At 29.6% G+C, this 15961-nt stretch carries 14 protein-coding genes; 5 read left to right on the forward strand and 9 right to left on the reverse strand.

Going from position 1 to position 15961, the window contains the following annotated elements:
• Window positions 1-5 precede the first annotated feature (5 nt).
• From ACSYT2_RS11660 to ACSYT2_RS11680, 5 genes are all read right to left on the reverse strand, one after another.
• Entirely contained in the window at window positions 6-1955 is a 1950-nt protein-coding gene (locus ACSYT2_RS11660) for a DNA gyrase/topoisomerase IV subunit B (RefSeq protein ID WP_430855379.1), read from the reverse strand.
• 185 nt (window positions 1956-2140) lie between these two features.
• Window positions 2141-3532 carry a glycosyltransferase family 2 protein gene (locus ACSYT2_RS11665; protein WP_430855380.1) on the reverse strand — a complete coding sequence of 464 codons (1392 nt, stop codon included), beginning with the start codon at window positions 3530-3532 and terminating at the stop codon, window positions 2141-2143.
• A gap of 444 nt (window positions 3533-3976) precedes the next feature.
• Complete coding sequence (gene gdhA, locus ACSYT2_RS11670; protein WP_430855381.1) at window positions 3977-5323, reverse strand: NADP-specific glutamate dehydrogenase; 1347 nt, start codon at window positions 5321-5323, stop codon at window positions 3977-3979.
• Between the two features lie 272 nt (window positions 5324-5595).
• A complete protein-coding gene (locus ACSYT2_RS11675) occupies window positions 5596-6213 on the reverse strand; it encodes a DUF2238 domain-containing protein (RefSeq protein WP_430855382.1) in 618 nt (205 codons plus the stop codon).
• A 63-nt stretch (window positions 6214-6276) separates the two neighbouring features.
• The gene (locus ACSYT2_RS11680) at window positions 6277-7251 is read right to left on the reverse strand and encodes a rhomboid family intramembrane serine protease (RefSeq protein WP_430855383.1); all 975 of its coding nucleotides are present in this window, start codon (window positions 7249-7251) and stop codon (window positions 6277-6279) included.
• 75 nt (window positions 7252-7326) lie between these two features.
• Here ACSYT2_RS11680 and ACSYT2_RS11685 point away from each other — a divergent pair, with 75 nt between their 5' ends.
• A complete protein-coding gene (locus ACSYT2_RS11685) occupies window positions 7327-8907 on the forward strand; it encodes a hypothetical protein (RefSeq protein WP_430855384.1) in 1581 nt (526 codons plus the stop codon).
• Between the two features lie 93 nt (window positions 8908-9000).
• Here the strand turns inward: ACSYT2_RS11685 and pepF are convergent, their stop codons facing one another.
• The gene (pepF, locus tag ACSYT2_RS11690) at window positions 9001-10800 is read right to left on the reverse strand and encodes an oligoendopeptidase F (RefSeq protein ID WP_438384820.1); all 1800 of its coding nucleotides are present in this window, start codon (window positions 10798-10800) and stop codon (window positions 9001-9003) included.
• A 30-nt stretch (window positions 10801-10830) separates the two neighbouring features.
• Window positions 10831-11229 carry a DUF6762 family protein gene (locus tag ACSYT2_RS11695; RefSeq protein ID WP_430855386.1) on the reverse strand — a complete coding sequence of 133 codons (399 nt, stop codon included), beginning with the start codon at window positions 11227-11229 and terminating at the stop codon, window positions 10831-10833.
• A gap of 161 nt (window positions 11230-11390) precedes the next feature.
• Between ACSYT2_RS11695 and ACSYT2_RS11700 the strand changes: the two genes are divergently transcribed.
• The 3 genes from ACSYT2_RS11700 to ACSYT2_RS11710 all read left to right on the forward strand — a co-directional run bounded on the left by ACSYT2_RS11700 (window position 11391) and on the right by ACSYT2_RS11710 (window position 13292).
• Window positions 11391-11771, forward strand: coding sequence for a hypothetical protein (locus ACSYT2_RS11700; RefSeq protein ID WP_430855387.1), 381 nt, complete (start codon window positions 11391-11393; stop codon window positions 11769-11771).
• 68 nt (window positions 11772-11839) lie between these two features.
• Window positions 11840-12499 carry a metal ABC transporter ATP-binding protein gene (locus ACSYT2_RS11705; RefSeq protein WP_430855388.1) on the forward strand — a complete coding sequence of 220 codons (660 nt, stop codon included), beginning with the start codon at window positions 11840-11842 and terminating at the stop codon, window positions 12497-12499.
• A gap of 1 nt (window position 12500) precedes the next feature.
• Window positions 12501-13292 carry a metal ABC transporter permease gene (locus ACSYT2_RS11710; protein WP_430855389.1) on the forward strand — a complete coding sequence of 264 codons (792 nt, stop codon included), beginning with the start codon at window positions 12501-12503 and terminating at the stop codon, window positions 13290-13292.
• Between the two features lie 38 nt (window positions 13293-13330).
• Here ACSYT2_RS11710 and ACSYT2_RS11715 read toward each other — a convergent pair whose 3' ends face one another.
• Complete coding sequence (locus ACSYT2_RS11715) at window positions 13331-13744, reverse strand: Fur family transcriptional regulator (RefSeq protein WP_430855390.1); 414 nt, start codon at window positions 13742-13744, stop codon at window positions 13331-13333.
• Between the two features lie 68 nt (window positions 13745-13812).
• Window positions 13813-14364 (reverse strand): manganese efflux pump MntP, encoded by a 552-nt coding sequence (locus ACSYT2_RS11720; protein ID WP_430855391.1) that lies wholly within the window; start codon window positions 14362-14364, stop codon window positions 13813-13815.
• Between the two features lie 198 nt (window positions 14365-14562).
• Here ACSYT2_RS11720 and ACSYT2_RS11725 point away from each other — a divergent pair, with 198 nt between their 5' ends.
• The gene (locus ACSYT2_RS11725; protein ID WP_430855392.1) at window positions 14563-15780 is read left to right on the forward strand and encodes a 6-phosphofructokinase; all 1218 of its coding nucleotides are present in this window, start codon (window positions 14563-14565) and stop codon (window positions 15778-15780) included.
• Window positions 15781-15961: the final 181 nt, after the last annotated feature.

Consider the following 15961-nt stretch of genomic DNA (forward strand, 5'->3'; position numbering starts at 1 on the left):
CTCCCTTAAAACTCTGCATATTTGTACATGTATTTTCTTCTTGGCTCAACAACATCTCCCATAAGTAGAGATATCATTCTCTCTGCCTTAGCAGCATCCTCTATCTTAACTTGGAATAATGTTCTTGTTTCTGGATTTAAGGTAGTCTCCCATAATTGATCTGGATTCATCTCTCCAAGTCCCTTATATCTCTGAATAAGAGCTCCCTTACCTATTTCTTTCTTAACTCTTTCTAATTCATCATCAGTAAAGGCATATTTGGACACTTCCCCATTCTTTGTATTCTTATATACCTTATACAACGGTGGTTGTGCTAAATAAAGATGTCCATTAGCTATTAAAGGCCTCATATACCTATATATATATGTCATCCAAAGTGTTCTAATATGATATCCATCCACATCGGCATCACTCATTATTATAATCTTATCGTACTTAAGATTCTCTTCCTTATAATTATCTAAAGTACCTGTGCCTATAGCAGCATTAAATAATTTAAGTTCCTCTGAGGCTAATACATTTTCAAGTTTCTGTTTTTCTGTATTCATTATTTTTCCTTTTGAAGGCATAATAGTTTGGAATCTCCTATCCCTAGCCTGTTTCGCTGATCCTCCTGCTGAATCACCCTCAACAACAATGAATTCATTAACGGTATTATCTTTTAAAGTACATACTGCTACCTTACCTGCAAGAGGTGCTGTACCTTTGCCTATCTTTTTCTTTTCGGCCTCATTAATCTTTTTTATTTTTTCTCTTCTTTGAGCTGCTTGAAGGGCATTATTTATTATGTTACTTGCAAGCTCCTTATTATCCTCAATCCATTCACCAAGCTTTGTATAAGCTAAATCATTCATCATTGTATAAGCTTCATTATTACCAAGTTTTGTCTTAGTTTGTCCTTCAAAAACAGGATTAGTAATCTTAATTCTTACTATGGCGGTCATACCTTCTCTAAGATCGTCGCCCTCAAATTCTTTGTCCTTTTCTTTAACTAACCCTAACTTTCTTGCGCCTTCTTTAAAAGCCCTAGTCATACCAGTCTTAAATCCTGTTTCATGAGTTCCTGCTTCTGTTGTCGGTATATTATTTACATAACTTGCAATATTATCCGTAGTAGAGTCTGTAAATTGCATACAAACTTCTCCATACATCTGTATATTATTCACACTTCTATCTCCCTCAAATAATATAGGTATTTGATGAAGTGGTGTCTTACTTTCATTTAAATATTCAATAAAATCTAAAAGTCCTCTTTCTGAGTAGTATTCTTTTTTTACTTCCTCATCTTTTCTATTATCTATGAATTCTAACCTTATCCCTTTATTTTGGAATGCTAATTCTTGAAGTCTCTCATCTATAACATCAAATTTAAAATCAACAGTTGTAAATATATCCTTATCTGGCATAAATGTTATTTTAGAACCATTTTCTTTAGTTTTTCCCACCATTTCTAGTTTAGTAACTGCTGTTCCTGGCATATCTTTCTTAACTTCTTTATCATATGCATACTCGAATCTCTGACGATAAATATTCCCACCTTGATGTACTTCTACTTCAAGCCACTTTGAAAGTGCATTTACCACCGCAGCACCAACTCCGTGTAACCCACCAGAAGTTTTATAATTCTTATTATCAAACTTACCACCGGTATGTAACTCAGTAAATACCATCTCTACACCAGTCTTCTTCTTTATAGGATGCATTCCAGTAGGTATACCTCTTCCGTTATCCATAACAGTTACACTTTTATCTTTATTTAAAATTACCTTCGCAGTATCACCATATCCATTTGATATTTCATCTATTGCATTATCCAATATTTCCCAAACACAGTGATGTAATCCCTTGCTACCAGTAGAACCAATATACATACCTGGTCTCACTCTAACAGGTTCTAATTTTTCTAGGGATGTTAAATCTGTTACATCATATGTGGAATTAATTTCTCTAGCCATCTTTGCCCTCCATATTCTATATGTACTTTCTCGAAGATATTATTTTCAATACTTAATATAAAACATTTGTTTTATCTACATTAAAAATATACTTTTTTTTCTTACTTATGTCAAAGGATACATATATAAATTAAGGCGAAGCCTGCTAAGTATACTTAACAGCTTCGCCTTAAAATCATAATTGTCTATACATCACATATCTCTACATTTCTAACATGTTTTGTAGGATTCCACTCTTTATTGTTCTTTCTTAAAATTCCTTGGATAGTAATTGGTATCCAAGTAAGTGTATAGAAAGCATATAATAAATATCTAACAAAATATATAAGAGATTTCTTTCCTAGGAAAATAAATGTTGCTACTAGGAATATTGCATAAAATCCAAAATTAGTTGCTGCTATTATTGTTCCATCAGTAACACCCTTTAGTAAAATAGGTAGCAAGAAAATATTCGATGAGAAAAGCACAAGCATCGCAAATAATCCTTTAGATATTTTCTTATCTAGTATAAGTACCAGTGGTGTTATTACAAATTGTAATATTGCTATGGCTTTAAATCCTGCATCTCCAAACAAGTTACTTACTATAAATATATTAGCACCATCCGGGCTATTAGCATGAATCATTGTTAGTACTGCTGATACACCTAATAGTAATGTTGCAAATGGCTGTAATACATATAATGCGCAATCGAATATATACCATTTTCTTTCCTTAATGGCCTTTTTAGCAAGTTTAAAGAAATACCTTGAAGCAACATCTGTAAATCCTTGCATCCACCTTCTTCTTTGTATCCATGATGCCTTCAATTTTAATGGCTTTTCATCGTATATCTTAGCATCATGTGCCCATCCAATTTTTCCACCATTTAATACAATTTTACAAGTAAACTCTAAATCCTCAGTTAAACAAGTTGCTCCCCAACCTAATTCCTTTAAAGTATCAAAATCTATAGCAAATCCAGTTCCACCTATTTGATTAGAAAACCCAACATTATTCCTAGCAAGTTGGAACATTCTATTTTGTGACCAGAATGCTATTGAATAAGAAGTTGCAATCCATGAATCATCTGGATTTTTACTATCTATATAGCCTTGTACAACTTTATATCCTTCTTTCATTTTAGAATTAATTTCTTTTAAGAAGTCTTTATGAACTAAATTATCAGCATCAAAAATACAAACTGCATCATACTTCTCTTCCATCTTATATAACTTATCAAACATCCATTCCAGTGCATAACCTTTTCCTCTTTGATCTTTATTAAATCTTTCAAAGACCTTGGCACCAGATTTCCTTGCAAATTCTGCTGTTTTATCATCACAATTATCCGCAATTACAAAAATATCAAATAATTCCTTAGGGTAATCCTGTTGCTGTATACTCTCAACAAGTTTACTAATAACTACCTCTTCATTATGTGCAGCTACTATCATTGCAAACTTATTTTTAGGAGTATAATCTTTTTTTTCTTTTTTTCTAAATAATCCGAACATACCCAATATTAGGTAGTAGCACATTATTGCAAATACAAATATTTGAAATACTGTTGTTATATTATATATAATTTCTCCCATTTTATTCACTCCTAATGTTAAGTAAGAATCTTTCCCACTTATTATTGTTAGCCTATTTATGTCATAATACATCCTTATTAATATAGTGCAAATGTCTTAAAAAATCAAGTGCTTAAATCTTAATTTTAGATTAAGCTTTATATCTCTCTTAGTTAATCCCTTTACAATTTTCATCAAATATTTATATCTACCTTATCTTCTTATTATTAATTTACCCAATATATTATTATCATATAAATAATAATATATGGAAATTTAATAGTTTGTTCTAAAGCTTCATGAATTTACAATTCATCTCTTATTTAAAATGAAAAAAATAAATAATTTCAAAACCTTACATTATTAGATCCACTAAAACTTCTACTAATAAAAATAAAGAGACTGTCGCTAACGGATTTAAAACCCGCTAATGCGACAGCCCCTTCTGGTTATTAGTTTATACTATTATACAATACCTTGAGCCATCATAGCATTTGCAACCTTCATAAAGCCTGCAATATTTGCTCCGACAAGTATATTTTTTTCTGCTCCAAACTCTTTAGCTGCATCACTTGCATTCTTGTAAATACTCACCATTATATTTTGTAACTTCTCATCTACTTCTTCAAAAGTCCATGATAGTCTCATGCTGTTTTGTGACATTTCAAGTGCTGAACAAGCAACTCCACCTGCATTAGCAGCTTTTGCTGGTCCAAACATTATACCATTGCTTTGTAATACTTCTATTGCTTCTAAAGTTGAAGGCATATTTGCACCCTCTGAAACAGCTATAACACCATTTTTAACTAAAATTTCAGCTGATTCTTTATTTATTTCTCCTTGTGTAGCACATGGAAGGGCGATATCACATTTAACCTCCCAAATATTTCTACATCCTTCTACATACTTAGCATTTGGAACCTTATCTAAGTATTCCTTAATTCTACCTCTCTTAACTTCTTTAATTTCCTTAACTACATCTAGGTTGATTCCATTTTCATCATAGATATATCCATTTGAATCACTTAATGCAACAACTTTAGCACCTAATTGAGTAGCTTTTTGTGTTGCATAAATAGCAACATTACCTGATCCTGAAATTACTACTGTTTTACCATCAAAGCTAGTACCATTATCTTTTAACATTTCTTCTGTAAAGTATACTAACCCATATCCAGTTGCTTCTGTTCTAGTTAAACTTCCACCATAAGTTAATCCTTTTCCTGTTAGAACCCCTTGGTCATTAGCCCCTCTAAGTTTCTTGTAATATCCATACATATAACCTATTTCTCTACCGCCAACACCAATATCTCCTGCAGGAACATCTGTATCTAAACCTATATGTCTATTTAACTCAGCCATAAAGCTTTGGCAAAATCTCATAACTTCATTATCTGACTTACCTTTAGGATCAAAGTCAGAACCACCTTTTCCACCACCAATTGGAAGTCCAGTTAATGAATTTTTAAAGATTTGTTCAAATCCTAAGAATTTAACAATACTTGCATTAACTGTTGGATGGAATCTTAACCCACCTTTGTAAGGCCCAATTGCACTATTAAATTGAATTCTAAATCCCCTATTAACATGTACATTTCCTGCATCATCTACCCATGGTACTCTAAATAATATTTGTCTTTCTGGCTCTACTATTCTTTCTAATAGACCAGCTTTCATGAACTCAGGATGCTTATCAAATACAGGTACTAACGAATTTAATACCTCTGTAACAGCATCTTGAAACTCTGCTTCTCCTTGATTTCTGCTCTTAACTTTCTCTAACACACTTTCTACATATTGCTTACTGTTCATTTTTTCATCCCCTTAATAATTTTAATTTACCTTTATAATACAATAATTTTTTTTCCATTACTACAAAAAAATAATAATTGCAGTTACTTTTAATAATATTCATACTATTTCTTTATTTTATTTAACAATTTGTTAAATATCTTTAATATGTAAAGCTTTGCCCCTAGATTTTATATACTAATATCTTTAATATCTTCTTTTTTTGCTTATATATAATAAAAATTAGGATAGTAAAACATCCATTTACTATCCTAATCCTTATTAAAATTTAATTATTCCTTATCTTCCATTTCATCTATTATTGCTCTTATGAACTTAATATTATTTCCCTTACAGTGAAGATACATAAATATACATGAAAATCCTCCACCTATTGTTCCGCAAATAATATCCCACATAGTATCGTGAAGGTCGTTCATCTGAGCTGTAAGTCCAAAGATTTGATCAGTAGCAAATTCCCAAACCTCCCATATTCCTGCGGAGGCAATTGCAAATATAAATGGAAATATTACTATTGTTATCTTTCTCATTGATTTATTTTCTTTGTTCCCACTTAAATATATGTATATTATCAAACCAAAAAATGCTAATAATATACCCGAAGTCAAGTGTAAGAACTTATCATAGTATGGTATTCCATAAAAATTCAAAACATTTGCTAAGTACATAGAAATAAATATAAATGCCAATGTTACAACATATGCTGCTTTAGACCTTCTTAAGAAAGTCTTGGTAAATAATAATCTTGTAACAAAAGTGGTTAGATATATTAATCCTATTCTCCAAGCCTTTTCTCCACCCCTTGAAGTTAAATCCCAGATTAATGTTGCAGCAAGTAGGATGTAAAAGAAATATGTAATAGCAACATCATATTTAAGTTTTTTCTTCATTTTATCTCTCCTAATTAATAATACTTTTAAAGTATTATACCAAAATCTAATTACTTAGTGTAACTATTTTACCTTTTTAGGAATCACTATTATTATGACAGAAATGATCATTCCAACTATTAACCCGCCAACATGGCCATAATTATCAATATTAGGAAGGCTTAATCCTATAAACAAATTCATTCCTATAACAACCAACAAATTGCTTAATACGCCCTTCTTTAATCTCCCTCTTTCCTTAATAGCATATACAAGTAATGCTCCTAATAATCCAAAGATCGCCCCTGATGCTCCAATAGATAATGTGAATGGTGATAAGTAATAACTAAGCAAACTTGATCCTAATCCTGCCATAAAATATATTACTAAATACTTAACTTTTCCATATAAAATTTCTATTTGTGTTCCTATTGAATATAATGCATACATATTAAAGGCTATATGTATTAATCCACCATGTAAGAAGTTGCATGTTATAAGTCTCCACACTTCTCCCCTTTCTATTAAGGGCCCATACTTCCCTCCCATGAAAAGTAAAACGCTCCCATCAATATCCATAATATTTTTTGATAAAAAAGCACTTATAATATATATGACTATATTAATGCTTATTAAAAGAATTGTTAATCTACTTTCTTTTACTGGTATTCTAAAATTCTTCTCTTCTTTCTCCTGTACTTTAATAGCTATTCTAGCTAAAGCCTCACATCCACTATCGCAATATATTGACTTATTCTTTTCTATATTAAAAACAACCTTTGGAATTGCATCATTTAAACCATGTATATAATTATCTCCTGATAAAACAATTTTATGTAAAGTAAATGGTTCATTTTTTCCATTTAAATAGTCTAACGCTTCAACAGAATCAACTTCTTCATGCTTTCCATCTGTAATAATAACTGCAAAAATCCCCTGAGTAAATTTTTTTTGTGCAATCCAAACCCCTTCTCCCCTGTATTTACTCATATACTGATCCATATAAAATCCTTCACTACTTGTAATATACCCAAAAAAGTTCTGAACAAAATTATTCATTTTTATCTCCTTTTCACTTTATTCTCCTAAAGTTTATATATATAATATTTAATATATCTATTTATGGAGGTCCACATGATAGACAGTAAATTTAACAAATTATATAACAACACACTTCTAATTGCAGCAGTACTTGTGATTTTCACCTCTCTGTTATTAGAAAAACCTATTAACTTTACATTTATAGATATACTATTTATAGGTATTTTAATACTACTATTACTTATTATTGTTATATATAAAGATAAATTCTTTCCTAGAATAATATTATTTTATGACTTTATACTAATATCTTCATTATTTATTTTCAATTTGAAAACAACCATTTTAGTAATAGTATTAAGTCTATTATTTTATAGTATATTTATATCTTTTTATGGAGGGTACCAAATTAATCTTCAAACTAATTCTATAATATTAGAAGGTTTCATCATTATAATAAGTCTATTTCTTACAAAGGGTTCAGTGATGGTCTTTACGAATTTTATAGATGATGTACCTCTACTATTGGTCCAAGTAATTCTTTTAAACTTATTTTATCACTTATTTTACTATATTCTAAGTTCTTTAGATTTTTTAATTCAAGCAAAAAAATTAAAACAATTAAAAATACTTGATAATTTAAATATTATATTTATTAACTTTGTGTATACTACTACCTTAACATATTTAGCTCTTACACTTTACACATTAATAGGATATATATCTATTATTATACTTTTAATATTAAATACAGTTGTTGCCTTTTTATTTATAAAAAGCTACAAAGAAGAACAGGAAAAAGAATGTATGTCTATTATTCAACAAGCTGTTAAGACTTCTTTACATACCAGCGTTAATATAAATCAAAAAATCTATGCTTATATAGAGGCTATGAATAATATTTTACCATCTACTATATTAGGACTATATTTTTTCTTTGATAATCATAAAAGTATTTTACCTGTAAGTCATAAATATGAAGAAAATATTAACTTAAGAGATTTATCACTATGCACTGATAAGTTATCTAACTTTATGACCCTTATTGAATCAGGATCACCTATAACTTTAATAGGTTCTGAACTAAGTTCATATTTCTCATTTATAAAAGAACTAAATATGGAAGAATCTTTATTTATTATTGTTCCATTAACCATAAATGCAAAATCTTTAGGATTTACCCTTATTCATCCTAAATATCACAACTACAATAATGGATCTGTAAAACTTCTTGTAGAAGCTCAATCCTGCTTAGGATTACTAATGGAACAAAACTTTAAGACCATATATCATCACCCATTAAAGCTAAATAGCTACTCAGATTTATATAAGTGCATGGAAGAGTACATTGAAAATAAACTAACATTTACTTTAACTAAAATTTATGTTAAGAATATTAATAGCAATATTAACTTTAAAAACAAAAGTCTACAAAGTGATATAATTAATATAATAGATAAAACAGATAAAATCCTATTTTTAAATAAAGATACTTTTTATCTAATTCATACACTTGAAGACTCATTAAATGTATTAAATTTAATTCAAACTTTAAAGCATATTATAATAAACAAATTAGATTCTACTATTGACGATAGTGACATTTTATATACTAATATAGAGTATCCTACTGATGCAAATAACATTTTTGACATAACATCTAAACTTAGTTAGATGGATTCTTAGGTCTTTAATACATAAGTCCTAAACAGTACACAATGCAAAAAAATAAAGCTAGCTGGTAAAAAAGCTAGCTTTATTTTTTATTTAATCTAATACTTCTAACATATCTAATAATTCATTAAATCTGTTAATTGTCGCCTCTAATGGAGCTGATGTTGTCATATCAACCCCAGCTTCCTTTAAAATATCTATTGGATATTTACTTCCACCCATTTTCAAGAATCCAATATATTTATCAACTGCTCCTTCTTTTCCTTCTAAGATAGATTTAGCAAATGCCGAAGCAGCTGCATATCCAGTAGCATATTGATATACGTAAAAATCAGAATAGAAATGAGGTATTCTAGACCACTCTATATTAATCTCCTCATCTACAATCATATCTTCACCAAAATATTTCTTATTTAATTCCCCCCACTTTTCATTATAATCCGCAGCAGTAAGAGCCTTGCCTTCATTTAATGAATCATGAGTAAATATCTCGAATTCCGCAAACATTAATTGCCTAAATACTGTTGTTCTTATTTGCTCAAGCTCCTGATTTATTAAGAATAACTTCTTCTTTTGATCTGTTTCTTTTTCTATTTGATAATGAATCAAAAGAGCCTCATTAGTTGTAGAAGCTACCTCTGCACAGAACAATGTATATCCTGCATAATAGTACGGTTGATACTTCCTAGAGTAATATGAATGTATTGAATGACCCATCTCATGGACAAGAGTTGATATATCATTAAGTTCATAATTGTAGTTTAGTAGAACATATGGCATAGTATCATATCCTCCCCATGAATATGCTCCGCCTCTTTTTCCCTTATTTTGGTATATATCTATCCAACCACTATTTATACCTTCATTAAATATATTTAAATACTCTTCTCCTAAAGGTTTTAATCCTTCATTTGCAAGTTTAACACCTTCATTAAAGGGTATATTCTCTTTTTCTACTTCTATTACAGGTACATATAAATCATACATATGCATCTCATCTAATCCAAGAAGTTTTTTCTTGATACTCACATATCTGTGAAGAGATCCAATATTATCATTTACTGTTTTTATCGCTTTTTCATATACTGAAACTGGAATGTCATTCGGTGCTAGTGATGCTTTAAGTGGGGAATCATACTTTCTAACCTTAGCACTAAAATTAAAGTTCTTTACTGAACTTGTTAATGTTGTTGCTAGGGTATTTTCAAACTTTTTGTATTCTCCAAATAATTGCTTAAATGCTTCTTTTCTAACTTCTCTATTCTTACTCTTTATAAAAGATGAATAATTCACTTCTGTTAACTCAACAATATCTCCATCCTCATCTTTTATTTTTCCAAAGGTCATATCAGCATTTGTAAGCATACTGTGAATACTTGATGGAGCGTCTAAACAATCTGATGCTAGTGCTAATAATTCTTCCATATCCTTTGTTAGTATATGTGGCTTCTCTTTTAAGATATCTTTAAGCATAAATTCATAAGCTTTAAACCTATCATCTTCTTTTATTAATCCTTCAACAAAACCATCTGGTAATGATAAAATTTCAGGAACAAAGAAAGCATTGTAACTTGCAAACTCTGCCATAAAAGCATCAATTTTATTCATAAAGCCTTGATGCTTTTGATTCCCTGTATCCTCATCTGATTTCATGTGGGCATATACATAAAGTTTTTCTGCCAATCTAGATATCTTTTCGCTAGTATCTATATATTTTAGTATCTCTTCCTTATCATTTAACTTACCAGCAAACTCCTTAAGTTTTGGGCTCTCATCCTTTAAAATCTGAAAATCCTTTTCCCAAATTTCTTCATTTTGATATATCTTATCTAATTTCCACCTATATTCCTCACTTATTTCTTCTCTCTTTTTTAAAGTCTTACTATCACTCATACTTGCGCCTAACAGCTGCCTCCCTTCGACCTATTTATATTCTTCTTCCTTTCCTTTTATAGCATCAAAAACTTTTATCATTTCTTTTTCTATTAATGCTACACACTTCTCTAATGTTTGTTTCATTTCTAAATATTCATCATTGTACTGGAACTTTATTATGAAAGTTGGGTTGTATTCATCTAACTCTTCTTCTACTTCAAAGCCATTTTCTATAAATATATCTTTATTAAATAAATCATATATTGCAGAGTATTCCCATTCTTCTACATCTTTATTTGTATCAAAATATAAATTAACTTTATTATCTAATACAAATAATTTCGTTACATATAACGCCCCTTCATTAACTTCAAAACTTCCTAATTCTTTTGTTATATATCCAGTTTCCTTATCTTTCTCCATTAAAACTAAGCTTGAAAAATCCATATTCCTTCATCCTTTCCTGTCTATATATTATTAGTATTTACCTATATTATAGAGTTTATTAGTGAATTTAGGCAATAGTACCATAAAACATTAATACTTCTCTTTTATTTTTATGTAAAAATATGGTAATATTTCTTTAGATAATTCTCTGGAGGTGCTTTATGAGAAATGATATACCTACTATAAATAAGAAATTAATATTAAGAAGAAAAAAGAGAAGAAATAAAAGATTAGTAACTATTATCTCAATAATATTTCTTTTATTAACATCTGGCTATATTATTCGCAAAATATATATACAGACCCGTTGTAGGGATTTAGAATACGCTGTAGATTACTATTTAACCTCTGGTAATGAAGCTAATGGACTTTTACTAGTTAAAACCATAACCCTAGTATTCTCAGACAATGATACTGCCGTAATTGAGGCTTATGGACTAAATAAATCAGAACCACATGCTAGCACTGCTATTAAAGGCTATTTCAAAAAGGATTCATTTAATTCATGGACACTTGAAAACTCATATCCTATAGAAAATTAAAAGTAGTGTTTGCAAACCATTCGCAAATAGGTATATAATATAGTTAGATTAATTTGGGAGCTGATAATTTGATAAAAATAAATAATATGTCTTTCGGTTACGACATGGCTTCATCTATACTACTTAAAGATATCGATCTTGAAATACCAAAAGGGGTATATCTTTCTATAGTTGGAGAAAATGGTAGCTGTAAAACAACTTTAGTAAAGCTAATTTTAGGACTACTAACTCCTGTATCTGGCTCTATTGAATTACATACAGATAACGTTGCTTATGTTCCTCAAAGGGTTGATAGCTTTAATTCTGAATTTCCTATCTCTGTTTATGAGATACTAAAGACTCATGCCAAAGCCTTACATCTTGATGTTAAATCATCTGTTGAAGATGTATTAAAAAAGGTTAATATGACCTCCTTTAAGAATAAGCTTATCGGTAATCTTTCTGGTGGACAGCAACAAAGAGTATTTATTGCAAGAGCACTTATGGGAAAACCTGATTTAATAGTTTTAGATGAACCATCAAGTGGAGTAGATAATAAAAACCAATTAGAGATTTATTCTCTTTTAGATAAGATTAATAAGGAATATGGGACAACAATAATTTCTATAGAACATAATATGGATACAGCTTTAAAATATTCTAGTCATATACTTAAAATTTGTGAAGGAAAAATTACTCTTCAATCAAATAAAGATTTTAGAGAGGATATTCCATTAGAAGGAGCTTAATATGTTTGAATTAGATTTTATGAGAAATGCCTTTATGGCAGGTATAGTTGTTTCTATCTTATGCCCAATTATTGGGCTATTTATTGTTCTAAGACGTAATTCTATGATAGGGGATACTCTATCCCATTCATCCTTTGCAGGAGTTGCAATTGGTTTGGTTATTGGTATCAATCCTCTTTTTACAGCCTTCATATTTACTACACTATGCGCTGTTATCATAGAATTTCTAAGAGGCTATTATAAAAAATATGCTGAACTTGTTATGTCAATAGTATTAACTCTAAGCTTAGGTATTGCAATTATTTTAATAAGTTCTGGTAAGGCAGCTGCCAAAGTAAATTCTTTTTTATTCGGTAGTATACTAACAGTCTCTAAAGGTGATCTTATTATTATTGCAATTGCTGGTGTAATATGCTTAGGTGTACTAGCACTAATATACAATAAACTAATATATGTAACTTTTGATGAAGAAGGGGCTAAAACAACTGGTATAAATGTTAAACTAATTAACTACCTATTTACTATATTAGTAGGTGCTACAATATCATTATCTATAAGAATAATGGGTATACTAGTTATTTCATCAATCATCGTAGTTCCAGTTGCTACTGCTATGCAACTTCAAAAGAATTTTAACAAAACATTATTGTTTTCAGTAATATTTGGTTTTATAGATATAATGTTAGGATTAGTTCTTTCTTATTATATGAATAGTGCCCCAGGAGGAACAATAGCTTTAACTTCTGTTATTGTTTTAATACTAACTCTTATATTTAATAGATTTAAAAAATAAAAAAAGCAGCATAAGCTGCTTTTTTTATAATATAAATACTATTTTGGCTTCTTACATTCTTCACAAACACCCTTCATAATAAGATTGTGCTCTAACAATGTAAACCCAGTTTCAGTTTGTACAATTTCTTCTATTTGCTTCATAGGACAGGGAAGTTCTATCTCTTTATGGCATATACTACATTGTAATAAATGCTTATGCTCCTCACCCTTTATTCTATATGAAAATATTCCATCATTTAAAGCAAATTTATCTATTATACCCTTTTCCTCAAAAACTTCTACTCCTCTATACACAGTACTTAAATTAATTTCTACTCCGTTTTCCTTACATTCCTCTAGTATTGCTTCTACTGTCATACTTTTATCAGCTTGAGACAAAACGTGTAATATCTCTATTCTTGCCTTAGTAACCTTTAATCCTTTATTTTTTAAAAAATTATTAAAGTTCATAAATTCACCTACAATTCACAGTGTATAATTATGTCTTTATTATATCATATAAGAATATAATTTGCCCTTTAAAAAAATATGAGCTTTATGGCAAAAAATATCAAAGCAACTCCCCCAAAAAAATCTGCATATTTAACTACAAAGTTTATCTTTCTTATATACCTACATAGAAAAAATGCTATTGTGCATATTAATGCTGATATAAATCCAATCAATATTGAATCTACTAACAGAATATAAATAGTACCAATATGATGTAGTGCTGTGAATCCAACTACTAGTGCATCAATACTTACAGATATGCCTAGAACTATCACCATACTTCCCTTTGTTAATATAGAGTCACCTTTTTCCTTATATCCCTCTATAATCATAAATATCCCAATGAAAGCTATTACTGCCCCACCAAGAATATGTGGAATTGAAGCTATATATGTATCAAAAAGATATCCCATTCTCCCACCTAGAAATGTTAGTAAAAACTGAAAGAATGCAAATGATATAATGTATCCAATTTTTTTCTTTCTATTAATAACTGAGTTCACTCCAATCCCTAAACTAACTCCAAAAGCATCCATAGCTAGCGCTACTCCAATTAAAATCACCGAAAAAACATTCATATCTAAACAACCCCATCTTTATATATTTATATATTCTATAAATAGTTCATATTAGAGGTTTATATGCACTTTTTTGAAAAAACTCTTTATTTAACACATATTTTATTGTATAGTATTCAATAGAGTAGATAGTTTAGCAAATAGTATATCACATTTAAACTATACAGTATAAAATGACGAGATAAAAGGAGAGTTATTATGCCAAATTGTATAATCGCACAATCCGGGGGTCCTACTTCTGTAATTAATTCTAGTGTAGTGGGATTAATTAGAGCTAATGAAGAATTCAAGAAATATGATAAAGTTTATGGTGGACTAAACGGAATAGAAGGTATCTTAAATGAAAATATAATTGATTTATCAGCTTTAACTTCTGAAGAAATTGATACTTTTAGATATACTCCTTCATCAGGGCTTGGATCTTGTAGATATAAGATGAAAAGCTTAGATGTTTCAAGTGAAGAATATGATAAACTTTTAAAACTTTTAAAAGATTTAGATATAACAACATTCTTCTATGTTGGTGGAAATGATTCAATGGACACAACTGCAAAGCTTGGAAAATATGCAGAAGAACGTGGCCTTGATATAAACTTCATAGGAATTCCAAAAACAATCGATAATGATTTAATGTACACTGATCACACTCCAGGTTTTGGAAGCGCTGCAAAGTTCATTTCAACTTCCGTATTAGAAACATATTTAGATTCATCTGTATACATAAATAATGGTATATTTATTTTAGAAACAATGGGTAGAGATACTGGCTGGTTAGCAGCATCAGCTTGTACTGCAAGATATAATGGAGAACAAGTTGCAGACTTTATATACCTTCCTGAGAGAGCTTTTGATATTCAAGAGTTCTTAATAGATGTAAGAACTAGATTTGAAAAACAAAATCATGTTTATATAGTAGCATCAGAAGGCTTAAGAACTAAAGACGGAAAATTCCTTACAGAATCCAATTCTTTATCCCAGGATACGTTTGGACATGCTCAATTAGGCGGTATTGGAGCTTACTTAAAACAACTTATATTAGATGCTGGAATTACTAAGAGAGTAAAATCTTTAGAATTAGGTGTTCTACAAAGATGTGCTATGCACTGTGCATCTCAAATTGATATAGATGAAGCATTTAATGCTGGATATGAAGCATTAAAATATGCTGCTGAAGGTAATAATGGCTGTATGGTTGCAATTAAGAGAGAAAATAATGCACCTTATACTTATTCATTCTTCTTAGTTGAAGCTAGTAAAATTGCAAATAACGTTAAATACTTCCCAACAGAATGGATTAACGAAAAAGGCAATAATATAACTGAAGAAGCTTATGAATACTTTAATCCACTTTTAGATGGAGTTCCTACTTTATACATTGAGAATAACCTTCCAAAGTATAAGGTATTTACTAAATAAACCACACATATATTAGACCAAAACCATTAATTAAGATAGCTTAGGAATGTTCCTAAACTATCTTAATTTTTTTCTTTATAGTCATATAAGAAAGCTGGTAAAAATAAATATGAAAACAAGGTCCATATTCCCTCAAGTAAAATTATTGAAATTAACTTAAGAGGGAGTATGATAAAAATAA

Origin of the sequence: Clostridium zhoujianii, assembly GCF_051590805.1 — a bacterium.
Taxonomy (GTDB): domain Bacteria; phylum Bacillota; class Clostridia; order Clostridiales; family Clostridiaceae; genus Clostridium.

Coding starts and splice junctions, on each gene's coding strand:
- ACSYT2_RS11720 (WP_430855391.1), bottom strand. CDS start 14,364: ATGAATGTTTTTTCGGTGATTTTAATTGGAGTAGCGCTAGCTATGGAT.
- ACSYT2_RS11680 (WP_430855383.1), bottom strand. CDS start 7,251: ATGAATAATTTTGTTCAGAACTTTTTTGGGTATATTACAAGTAGTGAA.
- ACSYT2_RS11665 (WP_430855380.1), bottom strand. CDS start 3,532: ATGGGAGAAATTATATATAATATAACAACAGTATTTCAAATATTTGTA.
- ACSYT2_RS11700 (WP_430855387.1), top strand. CDS start 11,391: ATGAGAAATGATATACCTACTATAAATAAGAAATTAATATTAAGAAGA.
- gdhA (WP_430855381.1), bottom strand. CDS start 5,323: ATGAACAGTAAGCAATATGTAGAAAGTGTGTTAGAGAAAGTTAAGAGC.
- ACSYT2_RS11715 (WP_430855390.1), bottom strand. CDS start 13,744: ATGAACTTTAATAATTTTTTAAAAAATAAAGGATTAAAGGTTACTAAG.
- ACSYT2_RS11675 (WP_430855382.1), bottom strand. CDS start 6,213: ATGAAGAAAAAACTTAAATATGATGTTGCTATTACATATTTCTTTTAC.
- ACSYT2_RS11660 (WP_430855379.1), bottom strand. CDS start 1,955: ATGGCTAGAGAAATTAATTCCACATATGATGTAACAGATTTAACATCC.
- ACSYT2_RS11725 (WP_430855392.1), top strand. CDS start 14,563: ATGCCAAATTGTATAATCGCACAATCCGGGGGTCCTACTTCTGTAATT.
- pepF (WP_438384820.1), bottom strand. CDS start 10,800: ATGAGTGATAGTAAGACTTTAAAAAAGAGAGAAGAAATAAGTGAGGAA.
- ACSYT2_RS11695 (WP_430855386.1), bottom strand. CDS start 11,229: ATGGATTTTTCAAGCTTAGTTTTAATGGAGAAAGATAAGGAAACTGGA.
- ACSYT2_RS11710 (WP_430855389.1), top strand. CDS start 12,501: ATGTTTGAATTAGATTTTATGAGAAATGCCTTTATGGCAGGTATAGTT.
- ACSYT2_RS11685 (WP_430855384.1), top strand. CDS start 7,327: ATGATAGACAGTAAATTTAACAAATTATATAACAACACACTTCTAATT.